General features: G+C 67.7%; 25 protein-coding genes. 16 read left to right on the forward strand and 9 right to left on the reverse strand.

Annotation, left to right across the window (positions count from 1 at the left end; all coding sequences use genetic code 11):
- Positions 1-112: 112 nt before the first annotated feature.
- Positions 113-1,093 (reverse strand): AraC family transcriptional regulator, encoded by a 981-nt coding sequence (locus ACM0PB_RS18465; protein ID WP_053500175.1) that lies wholly within the window; start codon positions 1,091-1,093, stop codon positions 113-115.
- 687 nt (positions 1,094-1,780) lie between these two features.
- Here ACM0PB_RS18465 and ACM0PB_RS18470 point away from each other — a divergent pair.
- The 13 genes from ACM0PB_RS18470 to ACM0PB_RS18530 all read left to right on the forward strand — a co-directional run bounded on the left by ACM0PB_RS18470 (position 1,781) and on the right by ACM0PB_RS18530 (position 14,379).
- A complete protein-coding gene (locus ACM0PB_RS18470; RefSeq protein WP_005416979.1) occupies positions 1,781-1,969 on the forward strand; it encodes a Flp family type IVb pilin in 189 nt (62 codons plus the stop codon).
- Positions 1,970-2,058: 89 nt separating this feature from the next.
- Entirely contained in the window at positions 2,059-2,604 is a 546-nt protein-coding gene (locus ACM0PB_RS18475; protein WP_065185730.1) for an A24 family peptidase, read from the forward strand.
- On the forward strand, positions 2,601-3,077 hold the full coding sequence (locus ACM0PB_RS18480) for a TadE/TadG family type IV pilus assembly protein (RefSeq protein WP_053500170.1): 477 nt from the start codon (positions 2,601-2,603) through the stop codon (positions 3,075-3,077). The genes ACM0PB_RS18475 and ACM0PB_RS18480 overlap by 4 nt, the downstream gene beginning before the upstream one ends.
- Positions 3,078-3,102: 25 nt before the next feature.
- Positions 3,103-4,140 carry a Flp pilus assembly protein CpaB gene (cpaB, locus tag ACM0PB_RS18485; protein WP_065178476.1) on the forward strand — a complete coding sequence of 346 codons (1,038 nt, stop codon included), beginning with the start codon at positions 3,103-3,105 and terminating at the stop codon, positions 4,138-4,140.
- Between the two features lie 18 nt (positions 4,141-4,158).
- Positions 4,159-5,517, forward strand: coding sequence for a type II and III secretion system protein family protein (locus ACM0PB_RS18490; protein ID WP_065178477.1), 1,359 nt, complete (start codon positions 4,159-4,161; stop codon positions 5,515-5,517).
- A 28-nt stretch (positions 5,518-5,545) separates the two neighbouring features.
- Complete coding sequence (locus tag ACM0PB_RS18495) at positions 5,546-6,802, forward strand: CpaE/TadZ family protein (protein ID WP_065185731.1); 1,257 nt, start codon at positions 5,546-5,548, stop codon at positions 6,800-6,802.
- Complete coding sequence (locus ACM0PB_RS18500; protein WP_053500164.1) at positions 6,787-8,133, forward strand: TadA family conjugal transfer-associated ATPase; 1,347 nt, start codon at positions 6,787-6,789, stop codon at positions 8,131-8,133. The genes ACM0PB_RS18495 and ACM0PB_RS18500 overlap by 16 nt, the downstream gene beginning before the upstream one ends.
- Positions 8,134-8,135: 2 nt before the next feature.
- The gene (locus ACM0PB_RS18505) at positions 8,136-9,092 is read left to right on the forward strand and encodes a type II secretion system F family protein (protein WP_005416988.1); all 957 of its coding nucleotides are present in this window, start codon (positions 8,136-8,138) and stop codon (positions 9,090-9,092) included.
- A gap of 28 nt (positions 9,093-9,120) precedes the next feature.
- Positions 9,121-10,056 (forward strand): type II secretion system F family protein, encoded by a 936-nt coding sequence (locus tag ACM0PB_RS18510; protein ID WP_005416989.1) that lies wholly within the window; start codon positions 9,121-9,123, stop codon positions 10,054-10,056.
- Positions 10,056-10,946 carry a tetratricopeptide repeat protein gene (locus tag ACM0PB_RS18515; RefSeq protein WP_414604856.1) on the forward strand — a complete coding sequence of 297 codons (891 nt, stop codon included), beginning with the start codon at positions 10,056-10,058 and terminating at the stop codon, positions 10,944-10,946. Before ACM0PB_RS18510 ends, ACM0PB_RS18515 begins: the two co-directional genes overlap by 1 nt.
- The gene (locus ACM0PB_RS18520) at positions 10,943-11,416 is read left to right on the forward strand and encodes a DUF3613 domain-containing protein (RefSeq protein WP_164093277.1); all 474 of its coding nucleotides are present in this window, start codon (positions 10,943-10,945) and stop codon (positions 11,414-11,416) included. The genes ACM0PB_RS18515 and ACM0PB_RS18520 overlap by 4 nt, the downstream gene beginning before the upstream one ends.
- An 8-nt stretch (positions 11,417-11,424) precedes the next feature.
- Positions 11,425-13,575 (forward strand): TadG family pilus assembly protein, encoded by a 2,151-nt coding sequence (locus ACM0PB_RS18525; protein ID WP_005416993.1) that lies wholly within the window; start codon positions 11,425-11,427, stop codon positions 13,573-13,575.
- 99 nt (positions 13,576-13,674) lie between these two features.
- A complete protein-coding gene (locus ACM0PB_RS18530) occupies positions 13,675-14,379 on the forward strand; it encodes a DUF2968 domain-containing protein (protein WP_032954256.1) in 705 nt (234 codons plus the stop codon).
- A gap of 74 nt (positions 14,380-14,453) precedes the next feature.
- Here ACM0PB_RS18530 and ACM0PB_RS18535 read toward each other — a convergent pair whose 3' ends face one another.
- Positions 14,454-14,840 (reverse strand): hypothetical protein, encoded by a 387-nt coding sequence (locus ACM0PB_RS18535; protein ID WP_005416995.1) that lies wholly within the window; start codon positions 14,838-14,840, stop codon positions 14,454-14,456.
- A 186-nt stretch (positions 14,841-15,026) separates the two neighbouring features.
- Here ACM0PB_RS18535 and ACM0PB_RS18540 point away from each other — a divergent pair, with 186 nt between their 5' ends.
- Entirely contained in the window at positions 15,027-15,851 is an 825-nt protein-coding gene (locus ACM0PB_RS18540) for an alpha/beta fold hydrolase (protein ID WP_005416996.1), read from the forward strand.
- 102 nt (positions 15,852-15,953) lie between these two features.
- Here the strand turns inward: ACM0PB_RS18540 and ACM0PB_RS18545 are convergent, their stop codons facing one another.
- The 7 genes from ACM0PB_RS18545 to ACM0PB_RS18575 form a co-directional block, all read right to left on the reverse strand.
- Positions 15,954-17,603, reverse strand: coding sequence for an MFS transporter (locus ACM0PB_RS18545; protein WP_005416997.1), 1,650 nt, complete (start codon positions 17,601-17,603; stop codon positions 15,954-15,956).
- The gene (locus tag ACM0PB_RS18550) at positions 17,597-18,880 is read right to left on the reverse strand and encodes an alginate export family protein (protein ID WP_005416999.1); all 1,284 of its coding nucleotides are present in this window, start codon (positions 18,878-18,880) and stop codon (positions 17,597-17,599) included. The genes ACM0PB_RS18545 and ACM0PB_RS18550 overlap by 7 nt, the downstream gene beginning before the upstream one ends.
- The gene (locus ACM0PB_RS18555) at positions 18,859-20,706 is read right to left on the reverse strand and encodes an amidohydrolase (protein ID WP_171955791.1); all 1,848 of its coding nucleotides are present in this window, start codon (positions 20,704-20,706) and stop codon (positions 18,859-18,861) included. The genes ACM0PB_RS18550 and ACM0PB_RS18555 overlap by 22 nt, the downstream gene beginning before the upstream one ends.
- A gap of 119 nt (positions 20,707-20,825) precedes the next feature.
- The gene (locus ACM0PB_RS18560) at positions 20,826-21,251 is read right to left on the reverse strand and encodes a DoxX family protein (protein ID WP_005417004.1); all 426 of its coding nucleotides are present in this window, start codon (positions 21,249-21,251) and stop codon (positions 20,826-20,828) included.
- Positions 21,252-21,253: 2 nt separating this feature from the next.
- Positions 21,254-21,910 carry a hydrolase gene (locus ACM0PB_RS18565; protein WP_005417006.1) on the reverse strand — a complete coding sequence of 219 codons (657 nt, stop codon included), beginning with the start codon at positions 21,908-21,910 and terminating at the stop codon, positions 21,254-21,256.
- Positions 21,907-22,350: a helix-turn-helix transcriptional regulator gene (locus ACM0PB_RS18570; protein ID WP_050562701.1), complete on the reverse strand. Its 444-nt coding sequence runs from the start codon at positions 22,348-22,350 to the stop codon at positions 21,907-21,909. The genes ACM0PB_RS18565 and ACM0PB_RS18570 overlap by 4 nt, the downstream gene beginning before the upstream one ends.
- A 50-nt stretch (positions 22,351-22,400) precedes the next feature.
- Entirely contained in the window at positions 22,401-22,733 is a 333-nt protein-coding gene (locus tag ACM0PB_RS18575) for a hypothetical protein (RefSeq protein WP_005417009.1), read from the reverse strand.
- Positions 22,734-22,829: 96 nt separating this feature from the next.
- Between ACM0PB_RS18575 and ACM0PB_RS18580 the strand changes: the two genes are divergently transcribed.
- Together ACM0PB_RS18580 and ACM0PB_RS18585 are read left to right on the forward strand one after the other, a co-directional pair.
- Entirely contained in the window at positions 22,830-25,859 is a 3,030-nt protein-coding gene (locus ACM0PB_RS18580; RefSeq protein WP_164230004.1) for a sensor histidine kinase, read from the forward strand.
- Positions 25,852-26,505: a response regulator gene (locus tag ACM0PB_RS18585; protein WP_065196123.1), complete on the forward strand. Its 654-nt coding sequence runs from the start codon at positions 25,852-25,854 to the stop codon at positions 26,503-26,505. The genes ACM0PB_RS18580 and ACM0PB_RS18585 overlap by 8 nt, the downstream gene beginning before the upstream one ends.
- Positions 26,506-26,542 lie beyond the last annotated feature (37 nt).

Raw genomic sequence — 26,542 nt, forward strand, 5'->3', positions numbered from 1 at the left:
CGGCAAATCCACGGCCGGAATCGGCAGCCGGCTATGCATAAGCGGCAACACGATCGGCAAGCGGATACGCAATTCCGGCATAAACACCGCAAAAACCCTTGCCGGGCCTGGATCAGGCCGGTTGGCCGATCTGCGCGGGTGCGCGCATCAGGGTGTCGCGCGGCAGTTCGCCGAATACCTTGCGGTAGTTGTCAGCGAAGCGCGACAGGTCCCACAGCCCGCAGCTCAGGGCGATCGCCTTCACCGAGCGACGGCTGGAGTCTGCCATCGACAGGCTGCGGCAGGCCGCGCACAGGCGCAGCATTGAGAGGTAGCGGTTCGGCGAGGTTCCAAACAGGTCCTCGAACGCATAGCGCAGGCCGCGCTCGCTGACGCCGGCGGCATCGCAGATCTCGTTCATGTAGATGTTGCGACGCAGGTTGAGCCGCATGAAGTTCTCTGCACGCTGCGCGATCAGATAATGCGTGCGCCGCGCACGGGTGCAGCCCGGGCGATCCGCCGCACCGGCGCCCAGCAGGGCCTGCACATGCTCATGCAGCAGGTTCTCGGTTTCATCCGGCTGCAGCCCTGCCCCCTGTCCCAGCTGCAGGTGCAGCTGCTGGTAATGGCGCGCCAGCGGCGTGGCGTCGCTGGCCAGGTTGAACAGCGAAAGTGCCTGGCCGGCAGGTGGCGTGCTGCGCAGGCTCAGTTCGGTCAGCTTGCGCTGGACGCGGGCCACCGGCACCAGCATCAGGGTCATGTGCGTGCCCGGGCTCAGGGTGAACTCACTGATGCCCTCCGGCATGATCGTCAGCGCCATGCCCGGCGTGAGCGGCACGCCGTGGCACCAGCTCATCGTTTCATCGGTGGCGTGCAGGTACCCCAGCATCGCCCAGTCCGGCGGCAGCATGAAACGGCCACGGCAATGGAAGCCGCAGCTGATGCTGCAGAACAGGGCTTCCTCGTGCACGCGCGAAGCGAACGCCGCCCGTGGCCCGTTGCCATCCAGCAGCAGCAGTTCGACATCACAGACGCGAAGCACGCCGCTCAGCGTGGCCAGGTCTATGGACCGAAGGCCGCTGTCGTCGCTGTCCTCTACCCCACCATCGACCATGACAGTGTTGTCCCCCCGTTGATCCGCCATCCGCTGCGGCCCCCACTGCCTGACAGGGCGCGCAACGATCCAGAATCCATTTCTGTTGCCACGCCGGCAGCACCGGCGTCGATGCGATCGTACAAATCAATGCAAGAGCTTGAATGCGAGTATGCCCAATAATCGGCAAAGGTAAACCCGCGGCCCGGCATGATGAAAATGGATACACAAGTGAAGAAAATGTCGGAGCGGCTGGCACGGTTTTCGCATGGACCACAAAGCGAATCACATTATCTGCACGACAATGAATCGTTTTGCGTGCGAACGGATTTTCGTCACAGAAACCATCTGAAATTTTCAGGCTTCCGGGGTTTCTGCCGAATTTGCATATAGGTTCCGGTTGCAGCCAACCGCCATTCAGGCAAAGTCGACATTACGGTGATCCGGCCATCTGGCCGCACCCAGGGGGACAGCATGACCACGCACGCATCACTGGATGCCTCGACCACCGGCCCCGGGCCGTCCGGTCGCGACCGTGCGGCCGATGTCCCGCCTGGAAACGATCACCCTGCTTGAGCACAGCGGGCCAGTCCCGCCGTGCCTCCTCCGCCAGGACGCGCGGAGGCCCACGGACGATCCCGGCGGAGCCGGGCCACCGCCCAACGCAGGTGTACTGCATCCGCAGACAGGTAGAGGGAGACATTGGTCATGAACGCATCGATCCGCAAATTCCTGAAGGAAGAAGACGGCGTCACCGCGCTCGAGTACGGGCTGCTGGCTGCCGTCATCGCTGGCGTCCTGATTGCGGTCGGCAACGACCAGATCAAGGGGTTCTTCGAAACGCTGTTCAAGAACCTCTCCGCACTGGCCACCAAGGCGTCGGGCTCGACGACCTGAGCGGCGACCGCGCGCGGCCGGCAGGGCCGCGACGGCGGGGCGCATGGAACCAGGCGAAGACCGTCCAGTGACGGACGATGGAGTGTGCGATGACAGTGCTGGGATTGTTGGCCATCGGCGTCTGCCTGCGGATCGCGATCAGTGATCTGTATGCCCGTCGGGTGCCCAACACCTGGCTGGTCGCCGCATGCGTGATCGCCACTGCGGTGATCGTGGTCGGCCAGTTCAGTGCGCCGCGCCAGCCGTGGCTGCCCCACCTGGCCGGCGCGGCGATCGGCCTGTTGGCGCTGCTGCCGTTCCATGCCCTGCGCTGGATGGGCGCCGGGGACGTGAAGTTCTTCGCCGTGGTGGGCCTGATGCTGGGCTGGCAGGCGCTGCTGCCGGTCTGGCTGGTAGCGAGCCTCGCGGCTGGGTTGCATGCCGTGCTGGTGCTGGCCGGTCGCCGCCTGGGCGTGCTGCTGCCCGGTCACCTGCAGATGCAGGTCAATCGCACCAGCACGCAGTGGCAAGCGCATCCGGTGCTGCGTGACATGCAGGCCGCCCGCCAGGGACGACGTGGCATTCCCTATGCAGCCTACCTGGCACTGGCCGCCATCGGCTGGGTGCTGGCCAGCATCTACGGAGGTGCACCATGAACATCCGCAGCCCACGCCTGCAACGCGGTGTCGCCAGCATCGAGTTCGCCCTGATGCTGATGCTCGGCCTGTTGCCGCTGCTGCTGTTCACCTTCTCCGGGGTGATGATCATGGCGGCGCAACAGACCCTGGCCACCGCCTCGGCCGAAGGCGCGCGCGCCTCGCTGCGCTACGGCACCGCCAGCGAACGACGCACAGCCGCCTGCGTCGCCGCACGCACCTCGATGCAATGGTTGCTGCAGTTTTCCAAGCAGAACGTGGACTGCAGCGCGGGGGGCAGCAACGCCATCGTGGTGTCGGCACAGGCGCCCTGCGCCGGTCTGGCCACGGCCCAGTGCATGACCGTGACGGTCAGCTACGACTACGCCAACCATCCCTTCCTGCCCGGCACCGCCACGCTCTACAAGTGGGTGATGCAGGCCCCCATCCGCAGCGTCGCGGTCGCGCAGCTCGATCTCGGCAGCGGCAATTGATGATCGGTACTTTGGAGACGGTTCCATGCTCAAGTTGACCCGCATCGCTGCCGTCGCCCTGATCGGCCTGGCCGTGCTGCTGGCGCTGATCGCCTTCATGATCGGGCGCAAACCCGCCGCACCTGCAACGGTCGCGCCAGTCGCTCACAACGAGGCCCAGGCGATCACCGTGGTCGAAGCCGTGGCACGCCTGCCTGCGGGCGAGCCGATCAGCGCCAACGGCCTGCGCCTGGCCCAGCGCACCTCACCCGTCCCCGGCGCCGCTACCAGCATTGCCGCCGTGACCGGCAAGGTGCCGGTGCAGGACATTGCCGAAGGCAGTGTGATCAACGGCAGCGCGTTGGCTCAGGGCTTCTCGCTGCAGCTGCGGCCGGGCGAGCGTGCCCTGGCCGTGCCCGTGGACGAACTGGTCGGTGCCGGCAACCGCATCCTTCCCGGTGATTTCGTCGACGTCTTCCTCAACCTCCGCAACGCCCAGCCCAACATCAACAGCCCTGGCGAAGCCGCGCAGACGCGCCTGCTGCTGTCGCGCCTGCGCGTCCTGAGCTACGGCCAGCAGGACATCGTGCCGGTGGCCACAGAGACTACTTCCAACAGCGAGGCCGACTCCCGCAACGACCCGCGCGCTGCCGACATCACCGGAAGTGGCAGCACGCACAGCAACAGCAATGAAGCGCCGCAACCCGCACGCAGCGCGGTGCTTGCGGTACCGGTGGCCGACGCCAACCGGCTGCTGCTGGGTGCGCAGCAGGGCAAGCTTTTCCTGGCCCTGCGCAATCCCGCCGATACCGGCCTGCCCGACCTGGCGTTGTTCCCGCAATCGCGCGGAGTGATCGACCCGCTGCGTGGGCTCGACGCCGAACAGCAGCTCGCCCTGCAGCGGCCGGAGAACCACGCTTTTGCCGGTATCGACAGCGACGCGCTGGCCGGACGTGGCAGTGCACCGCAACGCGGCACCCCGGATTCACCGTCGCGCGCGCCGGCGCCACGTCGCAGTGCACCGCGCGCGTCGGGGATCGAGATCATCCGCGGCGACAGTTCCGCATCCCGTGCCTCCCTTTGACCTGCATCGAGTGCATCCATGACCGAACGTCGCCGCCGTCCACGCCTCTCCCTCCGCCAGCGCTGGCTGGCCCTGCTGCTGGTGCTGCTGGCGCCGGCAACGAGCGTGGCCGCCGATGACCTGGTGCTGCAGGCGCGCGAGCAGCGTCCCTGGAACCTGCCGGCCGACCTGGAGCGGGTGGCCATTGCCGACCCGGGTGTGGCCGACATCGTGATGCTGCGCGGGCAGCGCCAGGCGCTGCTGGTCGGCAAGATGCCCGGTACCACCACCCTGCTGCTGTGGCACCGCAGACAGGCCGAGCCACAGCGGTTGACGGTACGGGTGCAAAGCGCCGTACAGGGCGCTGCCAGCACCGGCGGTACCGGGCTGGTGTTCACCCAGCAGGACCAGCAGGGCCTCCTGCAGGGAAGCACCGACAGCATGCTCACGCACATGCAGGAACAGCGCACTGCGGCGATGGCGCTGGGCAAGGACGGCATGCTTGCCGATGCGTCCACCATCAACAGTGGGGGCGTGGTCCAGGTCGAGGTCAAGGTGGTCGAGTTCAACAAGACCGCGATGAAGCAGATCGGCATCAACTTCCAGAACCGCAACGGGGGCTTCGCCTATGGCTTCGCGCGGCCCGGCACTGGCCTGCCCGGCAATACCGGCCTGCTGCCCGGCATGAAGGAAGGCAACAGCAGCAACGAGGCCGTGTCGCCGATTTCCTCGGCGTTCCGGCTGGTGTTCGGCTCGACCAAGGGACTGTGGAACGCCGATGTCGAACTGCTGCAGAGCAATGGCATGGCGCGCGTGCTGGCCGAGCCGACGCTGGTGGCACTGTCCGGCCAGAGCGCCAGCTTCCTGGCCGGTGGCGAGCTGCCGATCCTGGAGCCGCAGGGGCTTGGCACCACCACCATCACCTACAAGCCCTTCGGCATCGGCCTGACCGTGACCCCAACGGTACTGGCGCCGAACCGGATCGCGCTGAAGGTGGCGCCGGAGGCGAGCGACCTGGACTACAGCAACGCGATCGTGCTCAACAACGTGCAGATTCCCTCGATCACCACCCGTCGCGCCGATACCACGGTCGAGCTGGGCGATGGCGAGAGCTTCGTCATCGGTGGCCTGGTCAGCTCCAACATCGTCTCCAACGTCAACAAGATTCCACTGCTGGGCGACCTGCCGATCATTGGTTCGTTCTTCCGCAACTTCGACTACAAGCGCCAGGACAAGGAGCTGGTGATCATCGTCACCCCGCGTCTGGTGCAGCCGCTGGCACGCAATACCGAACTGCCGCTGCCTGGCGAGCGCGAAGCCAAGCCGCATCTTCCCGAATGGGGATCGTGGTTGCTGGGGCCGGTCAGCCAGGACCCGGTGCCCGGCTTCTCGCGCTGACTTCCATGATGCCTGTAGAACCACGCCCATGCCCTACGCCACCGCCCAGCCGCTGCATCCGCAAGGACCGCCGATGAACCTGGTCCTGTACGGCATCGACCGCGAACTGCTGCCCCGGCTGGCCGCCAAGCTGCCGCCGACCACCACCCTGCACTGGCAGGACAGCAGTGCGCCGACGTCGGCGCAGGACCTGCAACGCGGCCCGCAGAGCCTGGTGCTGCTTGACTTCCGGCCCGAGCACGCGGCTGCCTCGAGCGTACTGGCACAGCAGCTGCAGCAGACCCAACCGGACCTGGCGCTGGTCGCGGTCGGCGCCACCAGCGCCGGCCAGGTCGAAGGCGTGGTGATCGCGCTGCGCGCCGGCCTGCGCGATGTGCTGGACCTGGACAGTGACAACGCCGGCATCGAGGCGGCACTGCGGCGCGCACTGTCACCGCGCCCGGCCGCGGTGGCGCAGCATGCGCACAAGGCGCGCCTGATCGTGCTGCTGGGCGTGCGCGCAGGCGTCGGCACCAGTACCCTGGCCGCACATCTTTCGGTGCTGGCGCAACAGACGCGGGCCCTCGCCCAGGGCGATGCAGTGCAACAGGACGGCCTCCTGATGGAACTGGCACAGCCCACCGGTGACCTTGCGCTGTACCTCAATCTCGACAGCCGCTTCCACTACGAGGATGCGCTGCGCAACGCCAGCCGCATCGACGCCACCCTCGCACGCACCGCGATGGCGCGCCATGACTCCGGGCTGGTGCTGCTGGACCGTGCCGGCGGCAGTGATGCCGTGCCCCCGTCCGACCCTGGCGCGCTGCTGCAGCGCCTGCGCGGGGTGTTCGCCAGCGTGCTGTGTGATGCAGGCGGCTGCCCGCTGCGGCAGCTGCCGCCGCTGTTGCTGGACCAGGCAGACGAGATCTGGCTGGTCACCGATGCGTCGATCGCCACGCTGGTCTCGCTGGACCAGGCACTGAAGCATCTTGCAGGCCAGCGCGAGCGCGAAAAGCGCCTGCAACTGGTGATCAACCGCCACGACGACAGCAGCGGCATGAGCCCGGAACAGATCGCACGCCGCTTCGAACTGCCGTTGCTGGCGACATTGCCTGAACGACCGCGTGTGCGCCTTGCCGCCAGCCAGGGCCGCCTGCTGCTGCAGGATGCGCCGCGCGATCCCTACCTGCGTGCCCTCGCCCCGCTCGTGTCACGGCTGGACCCGGCTGCCTGCCCGGTCCAGCCGCATGGCCTGCGGGAAAGACTCTCCCTTGCCCTGGGTGGATCGCAATGGAAGACAAGGTAACCCCGTTCCCGCATGCCGTTGCCCGCCCGCTGCTGCACGAAAGCCCGGGCCACCTGCCGTTCGCACAGACCGAGCAGTACCAGAAGGTGCTGTCGGCCGCGCATGAGCACCTGCTCAACAGCATCGAGGACGAGCGCATCGACATCGATTCCTGGGCCCCGGATACCATCGCCCGCTGGGTGCAGGTACAGACCGTGGGCTTCATCCAGGAATGGCGCATCCCGATCAACGAAGAAGAGATGCAGGTGGTTGCCGAGGGCCTGGTCAAGGAGCTGACCGGTTTCGGCCCGCTGGACGACCTGCTCCACGACCCCTCCATCGAAGACATCCTGATCAACGGTTTCAAGGACGTGCACGTTTCGCAGGGTGGCCAGCTCCGGCGTGCCACCCAGCGCTTCACCGATGACACCCACCTGCTGCGCATCCTGCGCCGCATCCTCGCGCCGCTTGGCCGCCGGCTGGATGATTCCAATCCGATGGTCGATGCGCGCCTGCCCAACGGCGGCCGCCTCAACGCGATCATCTCGCCACTGGCGGTGGACGGGCCGATGGTGTCCATCCGCAAGTTCCGCAAGGACCCGTTCACCCCCGACGAGCTGCTTGCCAAGGGCACCTTCGACGCACCGATGCAGGCCCTGCTGAAGGCGATGGTGCTGGGCCGCTGCAACATCCTGGTCTCCGGCGGCACCAGTTCCGGCAAGACCTCGCTGCTGAATGCACTGGCCAGCTACGTGCCACCCAGCGAGCGCGTCATCACCGTGGAGGACACCGCCGAGCTTTCGCTGAACCATCCGCACGTGGTGCGCCTGGAAAGCCGCATCGGCGGCGCCGAGGGCCAGGGCGCGGTCAGCATCCGCGACCTGGTGCGCAACAGTCTGCGCATGCGCCCGGACCGCATCGTGGTCGGCGAAGTGCGCGGCGCTGAAGTGCTGGAAATGCTGCAGGCGATGAATACCGGCCATGACGGATCGATGGCCACCATCCACGCCAACACGCCACGCGACTGCCTGTACCGCATCGAGATGCTGGCAGGCTTTGCCGGCTTCCAGGGCAGCGAGGACAGCCTGCGCCGGCAGATTGCCAGCGCCATCGACTTCATCGTGCAGATCTCGCGGCTGGGCAGCGGGCGCCGGGTGCTGGTCTCGATCACCGAGATCACCGGGGTCAGCGACAACCTGATCACCACCCAGGAAATGTTCCGCCACGAGGTGCAGATCGACGCCACCGGCCGCGAGACCGACCGCTGGATCGGCCTGGGCTTCCATCCGCACTCGCACAAGCTGGAGCCGTTCCGCCAGCAACTGCGTGAATCGCTCTACGGGGACTTCTGAGCATGGGCACCGGCCTGCTGCTGGGCGTGTTGAGCATCATCTCGGTGCTGCTGGCGCTGGCCGTCTGGCTATGGGGCACCGCCGCCAGCCGTGAGCAGCGCCAGGCCTCGCTGCAGCATGCCGAGCAACAACTGGCGCGCGGCAGCGCGGCCGGCGCGGTACCGGCCGGGCCTGCCGTTGCGGCGGCCAACGATTCGACCCGCCCGGCCAGCACCGGAACCCGTGTACTGCCGTGGGACGGTGTCCTGCAGCGCGCCGGCCTTCCGCCGGGCTGGAAGCTGCCACTGATGCTGCTGGTGCCGGGACTGATGCTTGCGGTCGTGGCGGCGATGCGGCTGGGCACGGCCTGGATGTTTCCGCTGACCCTGCTGCTGTACCTGCTGGGCTGCTGGCTGTGGGTGATGCGCCGGATCACGAAGCTGCGCGCGCAGCTGCTGCACCAGATGCCGGACTTTCTCGACAACCTGGTCCGCCTCACCGCGCTGGGCAACAGCCTGCAGGCCGCGTTCCAGGTGTCTTCGATGCAGACCAGCGCACCACTGCGCGGCCTGCTCGACACCACGGTGCGCTATGCGCGCAGCGGCATGGACCTGGATCGTGCATTGAGCCTGGCCGCGCAGCCGTACCGGATGGACGTACTGAAGGTGCTGGCAGTGGTGATCGGCGTGAGCGTGCGCATCGGTGGCCGCGCCGACCAGATCCTGCAACGCATGGGCGATTTCATGCGCGACCTGGAACAGGCCCAGCAGGAACTGGCGGCCACCACCTCGGAAACACGGATGTCGGCCTGGGTACTGGGGCTGCTGCCGCCCGCCAGTGCGGTGCTGATGGCAATCTCCAGCCCGGCGTTTTTCCAGCCGGTGCTGCACGACCCGCTCGGTCACAGGATCCTGTTGATCGCGCTGGGCCTGGAACTGCTAGGGGCGTTCCTGCTGTACCGCCTGGCCAAATCACTATGACCGCCCACAGCCGCCCCGGAGGTGCCCGATGAGCGCCAGCGCCTGGTTCGCCCTTTCGCTGCTGGTGCTGGCGGCCGGCGTCGCCCTGCTCGGTATCGCCGGCTGGGTGCGCAGCCATCGCGAGCACCGCACCTCAGCCACACTGAAAACCGCCCTGCAGCCGCGTGAGGAAGGCCGCGACACCGAGGCCACGCGCCGCGACTCGCTGGGCTGGATCGAGCGCTTCGGGCGCTCGCTCAGTGGCGGCCGCCTGGAGGCGGCGCTGCTTGCCAACGAAGACAAGCTGCTGTTGGACCTGGCTGGCTGGAACACGCGCCGTGGCACCGCGATCTATCTCGGCCTGCGCCTGCTGCTTGCCCTGTTGGTGCTGGCGCTGGCGCTGGCGTTCAGCAGCGCGCACGGGCTTGCCAAGGTGATGGTGGTGATCGGTGCGCTGGCGGCCGGGCTGCTGCTGCCCAAGTTCGTGCTGTCGTCGTGGGTCAAGCGCCGCCGCCGCGCGGTCGAGAACGAGCTGCCCCTGCTGATCGACCTGCTGCGCCTGCTGCAGGGCGTGGGCTTCAGCATGGACCAGAGCCTGCAGACCCTGGGTGACAAGCTGCGCGATGCATTGCCGGTACTCGGCGGCGAACTGCAGGAAGCCAATGTGGCCTATACCCATGGCCGCACGCGCGCGCAGTCGTTGCGGCGTCTGAGCGAGGTCTACGCCGATGATGACCTGGCCAGCCTGATGCAGTTGATCCTGCAGGTGCATGCGCACGGCGGCGCAGTGCAGGAGCCGTTGCGCCAGTTCAGCATCCGCCTGCGCGAACAGCGCCGCAACGCGTTGAAGGAAAAGGTCGGCAAGCTCTCGGTGAAGATGACCGTGGTGATGATGCTGACCCTGTTGCCGGCACTGATGCTGGTGCTTGCCGGCCCGGCGCTGGTCGCGCTGGCCACCACCCTGTCCAAGATGGGATCTCCCTGATGCCTGCCCTGCGCACCTCCTGCCTGCTGCTTGCCGTCGCCCTCGCCGCCCTGGCCAGTGGCTGCGCCTCGACCACACCGAAATATGTGCGGGCGCCCAGCCTTGCGCCGCCGGAACCCGATCCGCAGAACAGCCGCAACGCCTATCTGGAGCTGATCGAACGCATGCAGCAGCAGGGCGCCTGGTATGCCTCGCTGGCCCACGTGGAGGCCTTCCGCCAGCGCTATGGTGATCGCCCTGCCCTGCGCCTGCTGCAGGCCGACGCACTGCGCGAGACCGGCCAGGCCGACGCGGCGGTCACGCTGTATCGCGAGCTGTCCAGCGGGCCGCAGGCCGCGGCGGCCGCCCACGGCCTGGGCCTGATCGCTGCACGCCGCGACGACGACGCCGGCAGCGAACAGGCGCTGGCGCGCGCCACGCAGCTGCAGCCCTTGAACACCGACTATCTGGGCGACCTTGGCTATGCACGGCTGCGTGCCGGCCAGTTCGATCAAGCCCGCGAGCCGCTGGCCAAGGCCCTGGAACTTTCACCGGGCAACGCCAAGGCAACGGCCAACCTTGCACTCTGGGCGGTACTGCGCGGCGACCAGGCCACGGCGGAGCGGCTATCGGCACAGGCCAGCCTCAACGAGGAAACGCGCCGAAGCATCCAGCAGCAGGCCCAGCAGATCCGCACGCGCCTGCAGCAACGACAGGCCGCTGCCGCCGCCAACGCAGCCACACCTGCACACACGGCCAGCGTCGAGAGTGGCGCTCGTGCATCGGGCGGCGCACGGCTGGCGAGCGAACCCCGCCGCGACCCGCGCGTCCAACGCGATCCGCAGCGCCTGCCACCCTCGATGCTGGAACGCTTCAGCGCCACCGACCACCCGACCGGAAGCACACCATGACCGCGATGCGCCAGACCCGACGCCTGTTGCCCGTGCTGTGCTGCCTGCTTGTGACCGGTGCCGTGCAGGCACAGCAACAGCCATTGACCGGACAGATGCTCGGTGGCCCCTCACTGTCGGCACCGGCTACAGCGCCGATGCAGGCCGAACCGCTCCCCACCGTGGAGTTGGCCGCACCGGCTGCATCCGCCGAGGTGACTGGAGCGCAAGCGTCGACCATCGCAACCGACGTCGCACCTCTTTCAGCACCGCCCGCCGCACCACGTGCACGCCTGCAGAGCGGCGAGGCGACCCGCAACCTGTTCCGCCTGCAGGCCTCCGGGCAGCAGGCCGGCCAACGGCTGCCGATCCTGGGTGACCAGGCCACGCTGAGCTATGCGCGTTACCTGAAGAGCTTTGAACACGAGATCCCGGACTTCTTTGAGACCGATGTCTCCCGGTCCAGGGACGCCTCCTCCTCCGGACGTTGAGGTCGGCCATGAAACGCCCACGACAGTTCAGTTTCAGCCGCGCACGCGGCGGCATGTCGGTCACGATGATGCTGGTCATGCTGGCGCTGGTGGCCATGCTGGGCCTGATCGAGATCGGCTATCTGTTCTGGGCCAAGCGTGACGCGCAGAAGGTGGCCGACCTTGCCGCACTGGCCGGCGCACAGCGGCTGGAGCTGTGCAGCCCGGACAACAGCGACAACAGCGCTGCCCGGCAGAATGCGGTGGTCCAGAACGGGTTCGCAGGCACCCTGCAGATCCGCTGCGGCAACTGGAGCGCCAGCCGTGGCACCGGCACCCGCTTCGTCACCAGCGTCGATGCCAGCAATCCCCGCAATGCGGTTCAGGTGATCGCCGAGCGCAGCGTGCTGCCCTTCTTCGGTCAGACTTCCAGCCTGCCCACCGTGAGCGTGCAGGCCGTGGCGCGCCGTGCCGAACCCACCGCGGTGTTTGCGGTCGGCTCGCAGCTGCTGCGGACCAATGGCGATTCAGTGCTGCTGTCCACCCTGCGCCTGGTTGGCCTGGACGTCACCAATGCCACGGTGCTGTCCTATGACGGCCTGGCGCAGGCCAACGTGACTCCGTCCGGCCTGCTGAAAGCGCTCAACATACCGGTAAGCGCCAACCTCAGCGTGGCCGACTTCAATCGCCTGCTGTCGGTCAACAAGATTTCGCTGGCACAGCTGGTCGATGCTACCGCCACCGTAGTCGGCCGTGACTCCGCAGTGGGGGTGCAGCTGCGCGCCCTGTCCGATCTGGTTGCCACCCAGCTGGACATCAACAAGCTCAACATCGTGCTTGGCAGCCAGTCCGGCGGCGGTGGCCTGTTTGCCGAAGTTGTCTCGCCCGACGGCACGGTCGGCAGCGCACTGGAGTCACAGATCAACGTGCTCAACCTGATCAACACCGCGATCTCCATCGCCAACGATGGCAACGGCGTGGCGGTCAAGGGACTGGACCTGCTGGGCATCAGGATCCAGGCCGGCGTGGTCGAGCCGCCATCGATCGCCATCGGCGGCGTCGGCAGCCGTGCCTACAACGCGCAGGTGCGGCTGATGGCGGACGTGGACAGCAACAACCTGTTCGCGCTGGGGCCGCTGCTGAACCTGCTTGGCACGCGCCTGCACCTGCCGTTGCACGTCGACGTGGCCAACGGTATGGGCACCTTGACCGGCATCCAGTGCGGCGGCAGTCCACCCAAGGCCACGATCCAGGTGGACTCGTCGGTGCTGCGCGCCTGCGTCGGCAATGTCGACCCCGCACAGCGCTTCTCCAAGGCCAATGTCTGCGATGCCACGCTGCAGGACGAACAGCTGCTGAAGCTGCTGGGCCAACCATTGATCAACGACAGGATTACCCTGCCCGCCCTGACCAGCACGCAGACCCTGACCCTGGCCGCCGGCGAGACCGGCTCGACCCGGTTCAATCCGCTCGCAATTGGTGACGCAGTGTCGAGCCTGGTCAACGAACTGCTACGGGTGCTGTCGGGCATGCTCAATTCGCCCAAGCAGGGCATGAACGCCAACGACACCGCCAAGGCGCTGGCCGATCGCTACCTGCAGGCGGCCTTTCCGACTGGCGGACGCTACAACGTCGACCAGGTCATCCCGCTGCTGCGCGATGGCGATCCGGCGCGCAATCTCGCCCCGCTGGGCAACTGGACGGTGAAGAATGGCGTCCCCAAGCCTTGCCTGCTGGGCCTGACCACCTGCTGGGAAGACGGTTCGGTGTGGACCGGTTACAGGACGACCGTCACCGGCCAGGGCCTGGGCCTGCTCGATGGCCTGCTTGGCTCGCTGGTCGGCGGCCTGCTGATCAACCGCTGCGACAGCCTGCTCGGCAACCTGATCGATTACAACGGCTGCGTGCGCAACAATCTGGCGTCCTACATCCAGACCGCACCGGCCGGCTTTCTCGATGGTGCCGGGGGAACGGGTGTCACCAACCCCGATGGCAGCGTCAGCTGCAGCGGACTGCTGTGCACCCTGCTGAAGCCGATCCTGGCCGCACTGCGGCCGGTGCTCAACAGTATTGGCACCCTGCTGACCAACCTGCTGGCCAGCGTGCTGGGCGTTGAACTGGGCCGGACCGACGTCAATGTGCAGTCGATCCAGTGCAGCGCCGCACAGCTGGTCTACTGACCGGTGACGGGCGCCCTTGGCGGCGCCCACACCCATGCTAGACTCCCGGCGGGGAACGACCTTCATCTCAACCCACACTCATCCGTGGATGGTCTAGACATGCGAGAAACTTCAGGGGGCGCGGTCTTTGCCCGGCACGCGCGCAGCGCGGCAGTGCTGGCCGTGGTCATGATGCTGGTGGCACCGGCAGCGATGGCTGCACGTGGCGACCGCGAGGCGGCAGCCGAACCGGCGCGCAGCGCGCCTGTGGTGCGCAATACCGTGGACGAACTCAAGCAGTTGATGGACTCGCGCCAGCTGACCGAGCTGCGCACCACTTACAACGGCAACTACGGCGCCAGCCTGCTGTTCAATGCCAACACCCTGACCTACTACGTCGCCCTGTTCCAGGAGAAGAACTTCTGGCGGGTGATCAAGACCGATGCGGTGGACAACGCCGAGCGCGTCTACCGCACCTTCGCGCAGCAGTCCGAACAGCTCGCCCAGGTCTACATCGACACCACCCGTCTTGAAGCCGGCAAGCGCTACACCGAGCGCCTGGTGGCCTACAACGAAGAACGCCTGCGCACCCTGCAGCAGGAAATGGAACAGCAGCAGGCGCAGTCGGCACAGGTCAGCGCGGCCCTGCAGCAGGCCCAGCAGCAGGCCGTGAGCCTCAGCACCGACGTGCAGAGCACCAACAGCCAGCTGGACGCCCTGCAGCGCCGCATCCAGATCCTGCAGGCCGAACAGGGCAACCCGGAGTTGAGCCTGCCCAAGCCGGACAGTGTGCCCGCACCGGCCGCCGCAAGCGACGGTCGCTGAGAGCTGCACTCACGGTACTCACGCGACGGCGCCCTATGGCGCCGTTGTCGTTTTCGACACTTCAGCGTCCCGCATCACTGGCAGGCGTCGTAGACCGCGTCATCCAGCTGCCGGCGCTGCACGAAATCCAGGCGCCGACGCTTGAGCAACGCCTTCTCACGATCACGCCGGGCACGCTCGCAGGCTGCCGCATCCGTGCTGATCGTGATCAGCGCACCGTGCGCCCGCGCCGCACGCCGTGGCCGCGGCGTTGGCTTCGGTGTCGAGGCCGCTGGCGCCACAGCGCCGCGGGACAATGACTGCTCCGCGGGCACGTCCCAGCGCCATGCGGCACGCCCCTGGCAGGGTGTCTGCTGGTAGACCGGGTGCGGTCCATCCACGCACTTGTAGACATGGGTCTGTGCCGGCGCTGCCATGGGCAGCAGCAGGCACAGCATCAGCGACCATCGCATGGCGGGCATCCGTGCGTTCCTGTGGCGGGCTGCGCTCATCCTCGGCATACGGCTCCCGTCCTGCCAGAGCGATACGCGTCACATCCGATGCAATCCAGCACAGCCGTGCAAGTCGGTCGCCTGCGCCTGCGCTGTACTGCCGAAGGCACCGGCATCCTGCCGAAGCCTTCCCTCCCTTCCGCCAAGGAACCTGCAATGAGCAACTTCGTCACCGTCGCCGATGGCGCCCGCATCTTCTACAAGGATTGGGGCACCGGCCAGCCGATCGTGTTCGCCCACGGTTGGCCGCTGTCTTGCGATGCCTGGGATCCGCAGATGCTGTTCATGGGCCAGAACGGCTTCCGCGTGGTCGCCCACGATCGCCGCAGCCACGGACGCTCCAGCCAGACCTGGAACGGCAACAACATGGACACCTATGCCGATGACCTGGCCGCGGTGATCGAAGCGCTGGACCTGAAGGACGCGATCCTGGTCGGCCATTCCACCGGCGGCGGTGAAGTGGCCCATTACATCGGCCGCCACGGCAGCGCGCGCGTGGCCAAGGTGGTGCTGGTCGGCGCCGTGCCGCCGCTGATGCTGAAGACCGCTGGCAACCCCGCCGGCACCCCGCTGGAGGTCTTCGACGGCATCCGCAAGGGCACCGGCGGCGACCGTTCGCAGTTCTTCAAGGACCTGACCACCCCGTTCTTCGGCGCCAACCGGGATGGCAACAACGTCACCCAGGGCATGCGCGATGCGTTCTGGCTGCAGGGCATGCTCGGTGGCGTCAAGGGCCAGTACGACTGCGTGCACGAATTCTCGGAAGTGGACTACACCGAGGACCTGAAGAAGATCGACGTGCCGGCGCTGGTCGTGCACGGCGATGACGACCAGATCGTGCCGTTCGATGCCTCGGCCAAGCTGTCCTCGCAGATCATCAAGGATGCCGAACTGAAGGTGTACGCCGGTGCGCCGCATGGCCTGACCATCACCCACGCCGACCAGTTCAACGCCGACCTGCTGGCGTTCGCACGCAAGTGAGGTATCGCGGCGGCGCTACCCAGCGCCGCCGCAAAAAAGGGGACGGAGGGGATTAAGTCGTTTGTGCACAAACGACTTAATCCCCTCCGTCCCCTTTTTGTGTCAGATATCGCTGTGATGGTGTGGTACCCCGGTCTTCGGCAGCGGATCATGGCCACCCACGAAGTGGCGTACCACCGGTGCGCGCTCACCGCGATGCAGTTCCCGCAGCACTTCCTGGATCGCCTTGTCGTCGGCGGTGATGCGCTCATGCTGGCGCAGGTGCTCCAGCCACGACGGGGTCACGAAATACTCCAGGTGGATGCCCGGGCTGGCCACGTCCTCGACCACGCCCCAGACCACGGCGCCATCGCGGCGGCGGATCGTGCCCAGCGCGCGCATCTGCGCCTGGAACGTGGCACGATCAGCATCATCGATGCGGTACTCGATGGTGACCAGCACCGGGCCTCGATCGTTCGACACCGGCACCGACAGCTCGGGTGCCGGCCAGTGCCCGGCCGGGCGCAGGTTCAGGTCTTCGGTGCCGGCGATGCGCACGCGCCACACCAGCAACCCACCGATCACCGCACCGGCCGCTGCCACCAGCAATGCCAGTTCGGGCGAGGTGCGCTGAGCGAGCGCGCCCCAGCTCAGGCCGCCGGCGGCCATGCCGGCAGAGAACACCATGATGTACAGCGCCAGCGCGCGCGCACGTACCCATGCCGGAACCGCAGTCTGCGCAGCGATCTGCAGCGACGACAGCACGGTGATCCACGCAAGACCATTGACCAGCATCACTGCCGGAAGCACGTACCAGCTGCGGGTCAGCGCCAGCCCGACCAGGCTCAGGGCCAGCGACAACGTCGCCAGCAGCACCAGCAGGTCGCGATCCATCCGTGCGCGCAGCTTCGGCAGCAGCAACGCACCACCCACTGCGCCGATGCCGATGCAGCCCAGCAGCATGCCGTACTGCCCCGCCCCACCCTGCATCTGCCCACGCACTACCACCGGCAACAGCGCGTTCATTGCCGCGGCGAAGAAGAAGAAGCCGACCGACTTGATCAGCACCGCCTGCAGCCGTCCGGCACGGCTCGCGTAGCGCAGGCCCGCTTTCAATCCGGCACCGAAGCCTTCCGGCGGCAAGCTCGACTGCTTTGGGTCGCGCTTCCAGCCCCACACCACGAACAGCATCGCGGCGAAGGTGATGGCATTGAAGCCGAACGCCCAGACCGCACCCAGCTGGGCGACGATCACGCCGCCGATGGCCGGGCCGATCGAACGGGCGATATTGATGCCGATCGAGTTCAGCGCCACCGCCGAGGCCAGCATCGGCTGTGGCACCAGTTCGGAGACGATGGCGGCCTGCGCGGGCATTGCCATCGCCGCACCGCAGCCCATGCAGAAGGTCAGCAGCACCAGCAACTGCGGGGTCAGCAGGTCCATCGCGGTCAACGCAGCCATCGCTGCGGCCACCAGCAGCATCCAGCCCTGGGTCGCCAACAGGTACTTCCGACGATCGACAATGTCGGCCAGGGTGCCGGCAGCGAGCGCCAGCAGCACGATCGGCACCGTGGTGGCCGACTGCACCAGGGCCACCATCAGCGGCGAACCGGTGCGCTCGGCCATCACCCAGGCGGCGGCCACATCATTGACCCAGGTGCCGATGTTGCTGGCCAGGATTGCCAGCCAGATCGAACGGAACATCTGGATCTTCAGCGGGGACCAGGCACCTGCGTCCTGTACGGGGGGTTGCGACGCGGTTGCGTTCACCATTGCCATGCTCCAACGATCGAGGCGAACAGCGTGTCCTGGCCTCCAGCCTGCTTCAGTGCAGGACCGGCGTCGACCCAGGCCAGCTGCAGCTGCCATTGCCAGTGTTCGCTGGCCTGCCAGCGGGTTTCGGATTTGTACTGGGTGCCGATGCGGCGCGCGCCACCGGCGCTGCCCGGCAACGCCACCAGCGGCGCCGGCGTGGTGTAGACCGCATCGGCACGACGATGCTTCCAGGCCATCTGTACGCCCAGTTCCGTCGTCACCGCGTCGTGCAGGCGCAGGGTCAGGGTCGGCTGCAGGTCCATCAGATTGGCCGGGGCCAGCAGGCTGGCCTCGCTGAAGTAGGCCGATTTCGGGAACAGTGCATTGAAGGTGCCCAGTCGCCGGTCGTGCAGGTTGCCATCGCCACTGGCGATGTCGGCCTTCAGCCCCAGCCGCGGTTGCAGTGGCCGCTCCCTCCAGCGCCAGCCCGTGTCGGTCGCCAGCGTCCAGGCACGGACGTCGAGTGGGCCGGTGGCGGCACGCAGTTCACCGCCCTGCGCCACCAGCTCACTGTTCCAGTCCAGCAGACCTGACTGGCCGAACCAGCGCGCACCGAGTGTCTGCCGGCGCTCGGTTCCCGAGCCCGCCGCAAAGCGCGCACCGTCGCGACGATAGTCCAGCAGGTACAGATCCCACTGTCCCACGCCCTGCCCGCGTGCCGCGGTGGCATAGGCACCCCACAGGTGCGCACCGTGTTCGCTGCGATCATCAAAGGCACCCGGCCGGTTCTCGACCGGCCGCAGGGCCATCAGGTCAAGCGTGCCGAGCCGCCCCTTCCAGCCCAGGCGCGCACCATCGAAGGCCAGGCGGATGTTCGGCCCATCGCGTACCGACAACAGCCGCGAGCTGCCATAGCCGGCTTCCTGCCGGCCGAGCTGCACATGGAAGCCACCGCGCTGCCAGCGCCAGTACGCCTGCTGCACGTCCAAGGCACCACGGTCGGTGCGGCCCGGGCCGCCTGCCTTGCCATTCTCGGCATGCACGCCCAGCTGCAGTTTTGCCTGCCAGGTGTCCTCCACATAGGTGGCCGAAGCCAGTGCGCGCAGCAGGCCATAGCCATCTTCGCTGCCGCCGATACCAAACCGGGTCGGGTCGTAGTACAGGCCACGCAGGCGCAGCGATGCGTCCAGCTGCAGCTCACCGTTGCCCGCGTCGCTGCAGCGGCCGCCCTCGCAGGCCAGCGCCAGCGAGGGCACGGACAGCAGCGCCAGGCTCAGAACGCGAAGCACGAGCATCCCATCGCGCCCCAGAACCCGGCCAGGTCATCGGTCGGCGCCGCGTGATGCGCGGCATGACCGTGAGCACCATGCGTACTGCAGGCCACACCGTGATGGTGGCGATGGGCAGCGGCCAATCCGGTGGCGGCACCACCAACGTGGTAACCACCGAACCGGTTGACCGGCGACCAGTCCGGCATCGCCGGCGGCAGCTGCGGCGCCAGCCCAGCATAATCGCCGTCGGCGTGCACGATGCGCCCGCCGACCACGGTCAGCATGCTGGTGATGTCGGCGATCTGCGCGTCGTCGACGCGGAAGAAATCGGCCGAGAGCAGGATGAAGTCGGCCAGCTGACCAACCTTCAATGTCCCCTTCACTGCTTCGTCGCCGGAGAACCAGGCGCTGCCCTGGGTCCACAGGCGCAGCGCCTGCTCGCGTTCGAGCAGGTTTTCCTCGCCATACAGGGCCAACCCGCCCACGGTGCGCCCGGTCACCAGCCAGGACAACGCCACCCACGGGTTGTAGCTGGCCACGCGGGTGGCGTCGGTGCCTGCGCCCACCGGCACGCCCTCGGCCAACATGCGCTTGACCGGCGGCGTGTGCCGTGCCGCCTGCACGCCGTAGCGCTCGACGAAGGCTTCGCCCTGGTAGGCCATGCGGTGCTGCACGGCGATACCCCCACCCAGCGCGCGGATGCGCTCGATATTGCGCGGAGTGATGGTCTCGGCGTGGTCGATGAACCAGTGCAGGCCATCGAATGGCACCTCGCGGTTGACCTGTTCGTATACATCCAGGATGCGGGTGATGCTCTCGTCGTAGGTGGCGTGGATGCGGAACGGCCAGCGCTTCTCGACCAGCAGCTTCACCACGTCGTGCAGTTCGGGCTCCAGCTCCGGCGGCAGTTCCGGGCGCGGCTCGTTGAACAGTTCGAAGTCGGCGGCGGAGAACACCAGCATCTCGCCCGCGCCGTTGTGGCGCAGCAGGTCATCGCCCTGGCGCGGCTGCAGGATCTCGCTCCAGCCACGGAAGTCATCCACTTCCCTGCCCTTGTTCTGGGTGAACAGGTTGTAGGCGATGCGCACCGTCAGCTGGTCATCGCGATGCAGCTGCTCGATGACCTGGTAGTCCTCGGGGTAGTTCTGGAAGCCACCGCCGGCGTCGATCACCGAGGTGATGCCAAGCCGGTTCAGTTCGCGCATGAAGTGGCGCGTCGAGTTGGCCTGGTACTCGATCGGCAGGCGCGGGCCCTTGGCCAGCGTCGCGTAGAGGATCAGCGCATTCGGCTTGGCCAGCAGCAGCCCGGTCGGGTTGCCCAGCGAATCGCGCACGATCTGGCCACCCGGCGGATCCGGTGTGTCCTTGCTGTAGCCGCAGGCGCGCAGCGCGGCGCGGTTGAGCAGTGCGCGGTCATACAGGTGCAGCAGGAACACCGGCGTATCCGGCGCGATGTCGTTGAGCTCCTGCAGCGTCGGCAGGCGCTTCTCGTTGAACTGCGCGGCGGTAAAGCCACCGACCACGCGGACCCACTGCGGCGCGGGAGTACGGTCTACCTGGGCCTTCAGCATGTCCAGGGCGTCGCCCAGCGAACGCAGGCCGTCCCAGCGCAGTTCCAGGTTGTAGTTCAGGCCGCCACGGATGAGGTGGGTATGGCTGTCGTTGAGGCCGGGCAGCAGGCGCCGGCCCTGCGCGTCGATCAGCGTCGCTTCATTGCCCCAGCCGCGCATGATCTCCTCGTCGCTGCCGACGGCGACGATGCGGCCTTCCTGTACAGCCAGCGCCTGCGCATGCGGCTGCTGCGGGTCGAGGGTGGTGATGCGGGCATTGCGGATGACCAGCGTGCTCATGCGACGCTCCTTGGAAGTGGAATCGAGTGCGGCACCGGCGCGACCTGCCAGGCCGAGCGCAACAGCGGCGCCGCTGGCCAGCACCACGTTGCGGCGGCCGTGATCGAGGGGATCGTGACTCATGCGAATTCTCCCGGAAAGCGTTGGCCGTCCAGCGCCCAGGCGCCGGGGCCGGCCAGCGCGAGGGCCAGCAGCACCGTGGTCCACATCAACGGGTACTCACTGCCGCCGCGCATCCAGAACCAGCCCTTGGGCAGGGCCAACAGCACGGTGAAGCCGATGAAGGCAGCCGCCGCAAGCGCGGCGATGCGGGTCTGCCACCCCAGCAGCACGGCCAGCCCGGACAACACCTGCAGCAAGGCCAACAGCAATGGCAACGGTGCCACTGCCGGCAGCCCGAAACCGCGCAGCTCGGTGGCGAAGCCGGAAAGCCCCGGCCCCCCGAACCAGCCGAACAGCTTGCCCAGCGCGTGCGGCAGCAGGAAGCCTCCTGCCGCCACGCGCAGCATCAGCAGGGCCAGGTCGAGGCCATGGCCGGCAACCATGCTCAGTGCCCGCCTTCCTGCGCACCGAACATCCGCTTGGCGTACTGGATGCCGATGCCGTAGCCGCCAGCGTGATCGCGCGCAATGCCGGTGGTCAGGTCGTAGGTTTCACCCCGTGCCCAGTCGCGCTGCAGTTCGAGCAGGTACTGCACGCTGGTCATCGGCACCGCGCCGGCCTGCACCATGCGGGTGATCGCACGCTCGTGCGCTTCCTCGCTGACATCGCCACAGGCATCGGTGATCACATACACCTCAAAGCCCTGCGCCAGCGCCGACAGTGCCGGGCCGACGATGCAGACGCTGGTCCACAGGCCGGCGATGACCAGACGGCGCTTGCCGATGCGGTTGATCTCATCGATCACAGGCTGGTCTTCCCAGGTGTTCATCGAGGTGCGATCGAACACCGTCTGGCCCGGAAAGATCTGCGGCAGTTCCGGGAACATCGGCCCGGAGAACGATGCCTCGGCGACCGTGGTCAGCACGACCGGTACATTGAAGCCCTTGGCGCCCTTGCCGATCAGCGACACGTTGTTGCGCAGCGCGGAAATGTCGATGGTGTGGGTGGCGAACGCCATCTGCGACTGGAAGTCGATCAGCACCAGGGCGTGGTCGGTCGGCGACAGCAGCGCCGGGGCGGGAGTGGCGGTGGCAAGGCTCATGGGTGGACTCCGTTGGAAACACGATCAAGGGGATGCAACAGGGCGGCATCGCCGGCAACGTACTGGCCGGGGCTGCAGCCGGTCTCCGCGCGGAAGCTGCGGACGAAATGGCTCTGGTCGAAGAAGCCCAGCTGCTGGGCCAGGCAGGCCATCGGCAGCTGCGCGCCCGGCAGCAGCTGGCGCGCGCGCTCGATGCGACGGCGGCGGACATAGCGCAGCGGGCTGGCGCCGGTACCGGCGCGGAACAGGCGTACCAGATGGAAGCGGCTGACGCAGGCGGCCGCCGCCAGCTCGGTCACCCGCAGCGGCTGCGACAGATGCTCATCGACATAGCGCAGGGCGCGCTGCAACGCGGCGGCCTGTTGCGGTGCCAGTGAAGCGGCGGGCGGATCAGGCGGGAAGAGGGTGGCCATGCGGGACGCCGCGAAGGGGTGCCCCATGGTGCGTGACCCCTGCGTGATGCCCCACCCCCGTCGGTCGAGGCCAGCACCTACCCGAATGGGGGAGGCCGACGGCCGAGCAGGCGGCGCCCGAACAACCGCGCATCCAATGAATAGGCGCCAGGGCCCAGCATCAACAGCGCCAATGGCAGCACCGCCTGCGGCCACGGCGCCTGCTGCGCGAACATGCCCACGGCCGCCATCAGCGCCGCCAACGGCGTCAACGCACCCAGCACGAGCATCAGCACTGCCAGCAGGCACAACGCCGACCACCCGCCCGCCTGCATGCCGGGCGTGAACAGCGCAGCGGACAGGCACAACCGCAACCACAGCAGGCCAATGCCCGGACCTCGGTCGGGGAACATCACGAACAGGCGCTGCATGGCGGGGCTCCGGAGGGCATGCCGGCGTGATAGCCGACGCCGGCGCACGCCGCCTACCCCGTTCGGGTCACCCCGGACTGCCCCACACCTGCCAGAATGCGCGCCATGCGTGGCCGCCCCTTCCCGTCCGTGCGTCGCCTGCCGACGCTGCTGACGTGCCTGCTCCTGTTGACCTCCCTGCCCGCCTTTGCCGTGCAGCGCCCGCCGGTGAGCGGCGGGCTGCCCGATTACGAACACACCGCCTGGCGCGTCGGCCAGGGCGCGCCGGGCGATATCTGGGACATTGCCCAGGACCGTGAGGGCCTGTTGTGGCTGGCTACCGGCTCGGGCCTGTACCGCTTCGATGGCCGTCGCTTCGAACGGCAGGCGGCGCCCGCCGGCAGCCAGTTCCCGTCCACCAACATGGTCACGCTGGCGCATGCCGCCGGCGGTGCGCTGTGGATCGGCTACTTCCAGGCCGGCATCAGCCAGTTCACGCATGGGCAGCTGCGCAGCTACGGCCGCGAGCAGGGGGTGCCGGTCGGCGTGGTCCCACGCTTCAGCCAGGATCGCCAGGGCCAGCTCTGGGCGGCGATCAATGGCGGGCTGCGCCGCTTTGACGGACATCGCTGGCAGCCACTGCCGGCCGCTGCCGGCCTGCCAGAGCGCCGTGTGCAGTGGGTGCTGCACGACAGCCGGGGCAGGTTCTGGGTGCTGGCCGACCTGAAGATCTGGATGCGTGCGGCGGGCCAGACCGCGTTCGAGGACACCGGCATCGCGGTCTCGCAGATGGCGACGCTGGCCGAAAGCCCGCAGGGTGAAGTGTGGCTGGCCGACCGGGTGAGAGGCACCTCGCCGCTGGCCAACGCGCAGGGTCTGCTGGCAGACAGCGAACGTGAGGCGCGGCGGTTGCCGGAACTGGTTGCTGCGCGCCTGCAGTTCACTGCCGATGGCGCGCTGTGGGCCACGATGAGCCCGCACGGCGGCGTCGCCCGCATCACCTTCGACGGCACCCGGGCCGTGCGCATGGAACGCTTCGATTCGCCGCAAGGACTGACCGCCACATCGGCAGTGCCGATCATCGTCGATCGCGAAGGCAATCTCTGGATTGGCACCAATCTCGGCCTCAACCGCTTCCGCGCACGCAGCGTGCACGCCCTGGTGGTCGGCCCAAGCGATCCGTACCGCTCGCTGGTGCGGGCCAGTGATGGCCGCGTGTATGGCTATGGCGAAGACCTCAAGCCCTACGACCTGCGGCGCCCCCTGCTGGATGGCAGCGCCACGCAGCTGCAGGCCGCCGCTCGGCAGGCACCCACGCCGATCTGGCAGTTCGACTGGGTCAACCTCGCGCGCACGGTCGCCGGCCACACCACATTGATCCCGCTGCCGGCGCCGTTCACCGGGCAGCCGCTGCATGCCCTGTTGTTCCCCGATGACGGACAGGCCTGGGTCTGCGCCGGAGAACGCGGGGTGCTGCACTACCAGCATGACCAGTGGCAACGTGAAATCCGCCTGCCAGAGCAGGCCTGCTCATCGCTGGCGCTGGATGCCGATGGCCAGCTGCTGCTCGGCTATGCCGATGGCCGCCTGCGCCGCCTGGGTACGAATGGCACCGAGACCTTCGACGCCGGGAACGGCCTGTCGGTAGGGCCGATCACCGCGATGCTGCACCACCGGGACCTTCTGCTGGTCGCCGGCGAAGCGGGGCTGGCGGCACGGCTGGACAACGGCCGGTTCGTTCCGGTGCGCACCGACATGGCCGGTGTCCTGGAGGGCATCACCGGCATGGTCGCCGATGCCAATGGGCACCTGTGGCTAAACGGCAGCCGTGGCCTGGTACGGATGGAAAGCGGGTTGCTGCGCCGTGCCCTGCGCACCGGTCTGCCAGTGACGCCACGCCTGTTCGATGCCATCGACGGCATGCCCGGCATCGCCCTGCAGAGCGGACCGATCGCTACCGCCGCCCTGGCCGACGACGGCCTGCTGTGGCTGGCCACCAACCAGGGCCTGGCCTGGCTGGACACCACCCGCTCGCACGTCAATACGATGGCTCCCAGCGTGCGCATCGGCGAGGTGCTGTATGGCAGCGAGCACGCGCCGCTACGCGATGGCCTGCGCCTCCCGGCCGGCACCAGCCAGCTGCAGATTGAGTACGTGGCGCTGTCGTTGGCACGTCCGGAGCGCAACCGCTACCGCTACCGCCTGTCGGGCGTGGATGACGGCTGGCAGGACGCTGGCAGCAGCACACGTGCGTACTACACCAACCTCGCGCCCGGCAGCTACCGGTTCGAGGTGGAAGCCGCCAACGAGGACGGCATCTGGAGCACCGCACCGGCCAGCCGCAGCTTCCGCATCGCTCCCACCTTCATGCAGACAGTGTGGTTCAAGCTGCTGTGCACCGCCGCCGTGCTTGCACTGCTGGTGCTGGCGGTACGCATCCGCAGCGGGCAGCTGGCCGCACTGTTCCGCGCCCGACTGCAGGAACGCAACGGCGAGCGCGAACGCATCGCGCGCGACCTGCACGACACCCTGCTGCAGGGTAGCCAGGGCCTGATCCTGCGCCTGCACGCGATCAGCCAGTCAGCGCAGACACCGGAGCCTGTGCGCAGTCAGCTTGAGTCAGCGATGCAGCTGGCCGAGCGCAACCTGGCCGAGGGTCGCGAGCGGGTCAATGCGCTGCGCGAGGCGCCGTTCGCGGGCCGCGACCTCGCTTCGGCGCTGGCCGACGTGCACGCCGAATACGCCGGGCATGGCATCAATCCCCTGCGCCTGACCGTGGAAGGCGCGACGCCACCGCTGCAGGCCGACGCGGCCGAAGAGGTGTTCCTGATCGGGCGCGAGGCCATCCGCAATGCGTTGCGCCATGCCAATGCCAGTGCCATTGAAGTGGAACTGTCCTATGGCACGCGTTGTTTCCTGCTGCACGTGCGCGACGACGGCGCCGGCATTGCCGACGAGAACGCCGGCCATGGCCATTGGGGCCTGCAGGGCATGCGTGAGCGCGCCCAGCGCCTCGGCGCGGAACTGCAGCTGTGGACCCGCCCCGGGCTGGGCACCGAGATCGCGCTGGCGGTTCCCGCCCGTCGCCTGTATCACCGCCGCCCATCGCGTTGGCGCTGGCCCTGGAGTAGAACGAGCCATGACTGAATCGCCTACCCCGATCGGCGTACTGGTGGTCGATGATCACCCGTTGCTGCGTGACGGCCTGGCTGCGCTGCTGGGCGCCCATTCCGACCTGCGCCTGCTCGGCGAGGCCGCCGATGGCGAGGAAGCCATCGCGCGCTATCAGCAGCTGCAGCCAGACGTGGTACTGATGGACCTGCAGATGCCACGCCTGGATGGTGTGGAAGCCATCGTGCGGATCCGCACGATGGATCCGCGCGCGCGCATCATCGTGCTGACCACCTACCGTGGTGACGTACGTGCGGTGCGGGCGCTGCAGGCCGGCGCCAGCGCGTACCTGCTGAAGGACATGCTGCGCCATGAACTGGTCGACACCATCCGCATGGTCGCCGGCGGCCGGCGCGCACCGATTCCCCCGGCCGTGGCGGCCAGCATCGCCGCGCATGTAGTGGAAGATCGCTTGTCGCCGCGCGAGACCGAGGTACTGCGGCACGTGGCCGGAGGGCTGTCGAACAAGCGCATCGGCGAGCGCATGCAGATTTCCGAGCAGACGGTGAAGGCGCACATGAAAAGCCTGATGGACAAGCTCGGCGTGGGTGATCGCACGCATGCGGTAACCCAGGCGCTGCGGCGCGGCATCATCAGCCTGGACGACAGCGGTCACGATTAGGGGGTTGTCCGGCAGGGCTTGCAGCCCTGCACCCGCG

The sequence above is a fragment of the Stenotrophomonas sp. AR029 genome (genome assembly GCF_047520695.2).
GTDB classification, from domain to species: Bacteria; Pseudomonadota; Gammaproteobacteria; order Xanthomonadales; family Xanthomonadaceae; genus Stenotrophomonas; species Stenotrophomonas sepilia.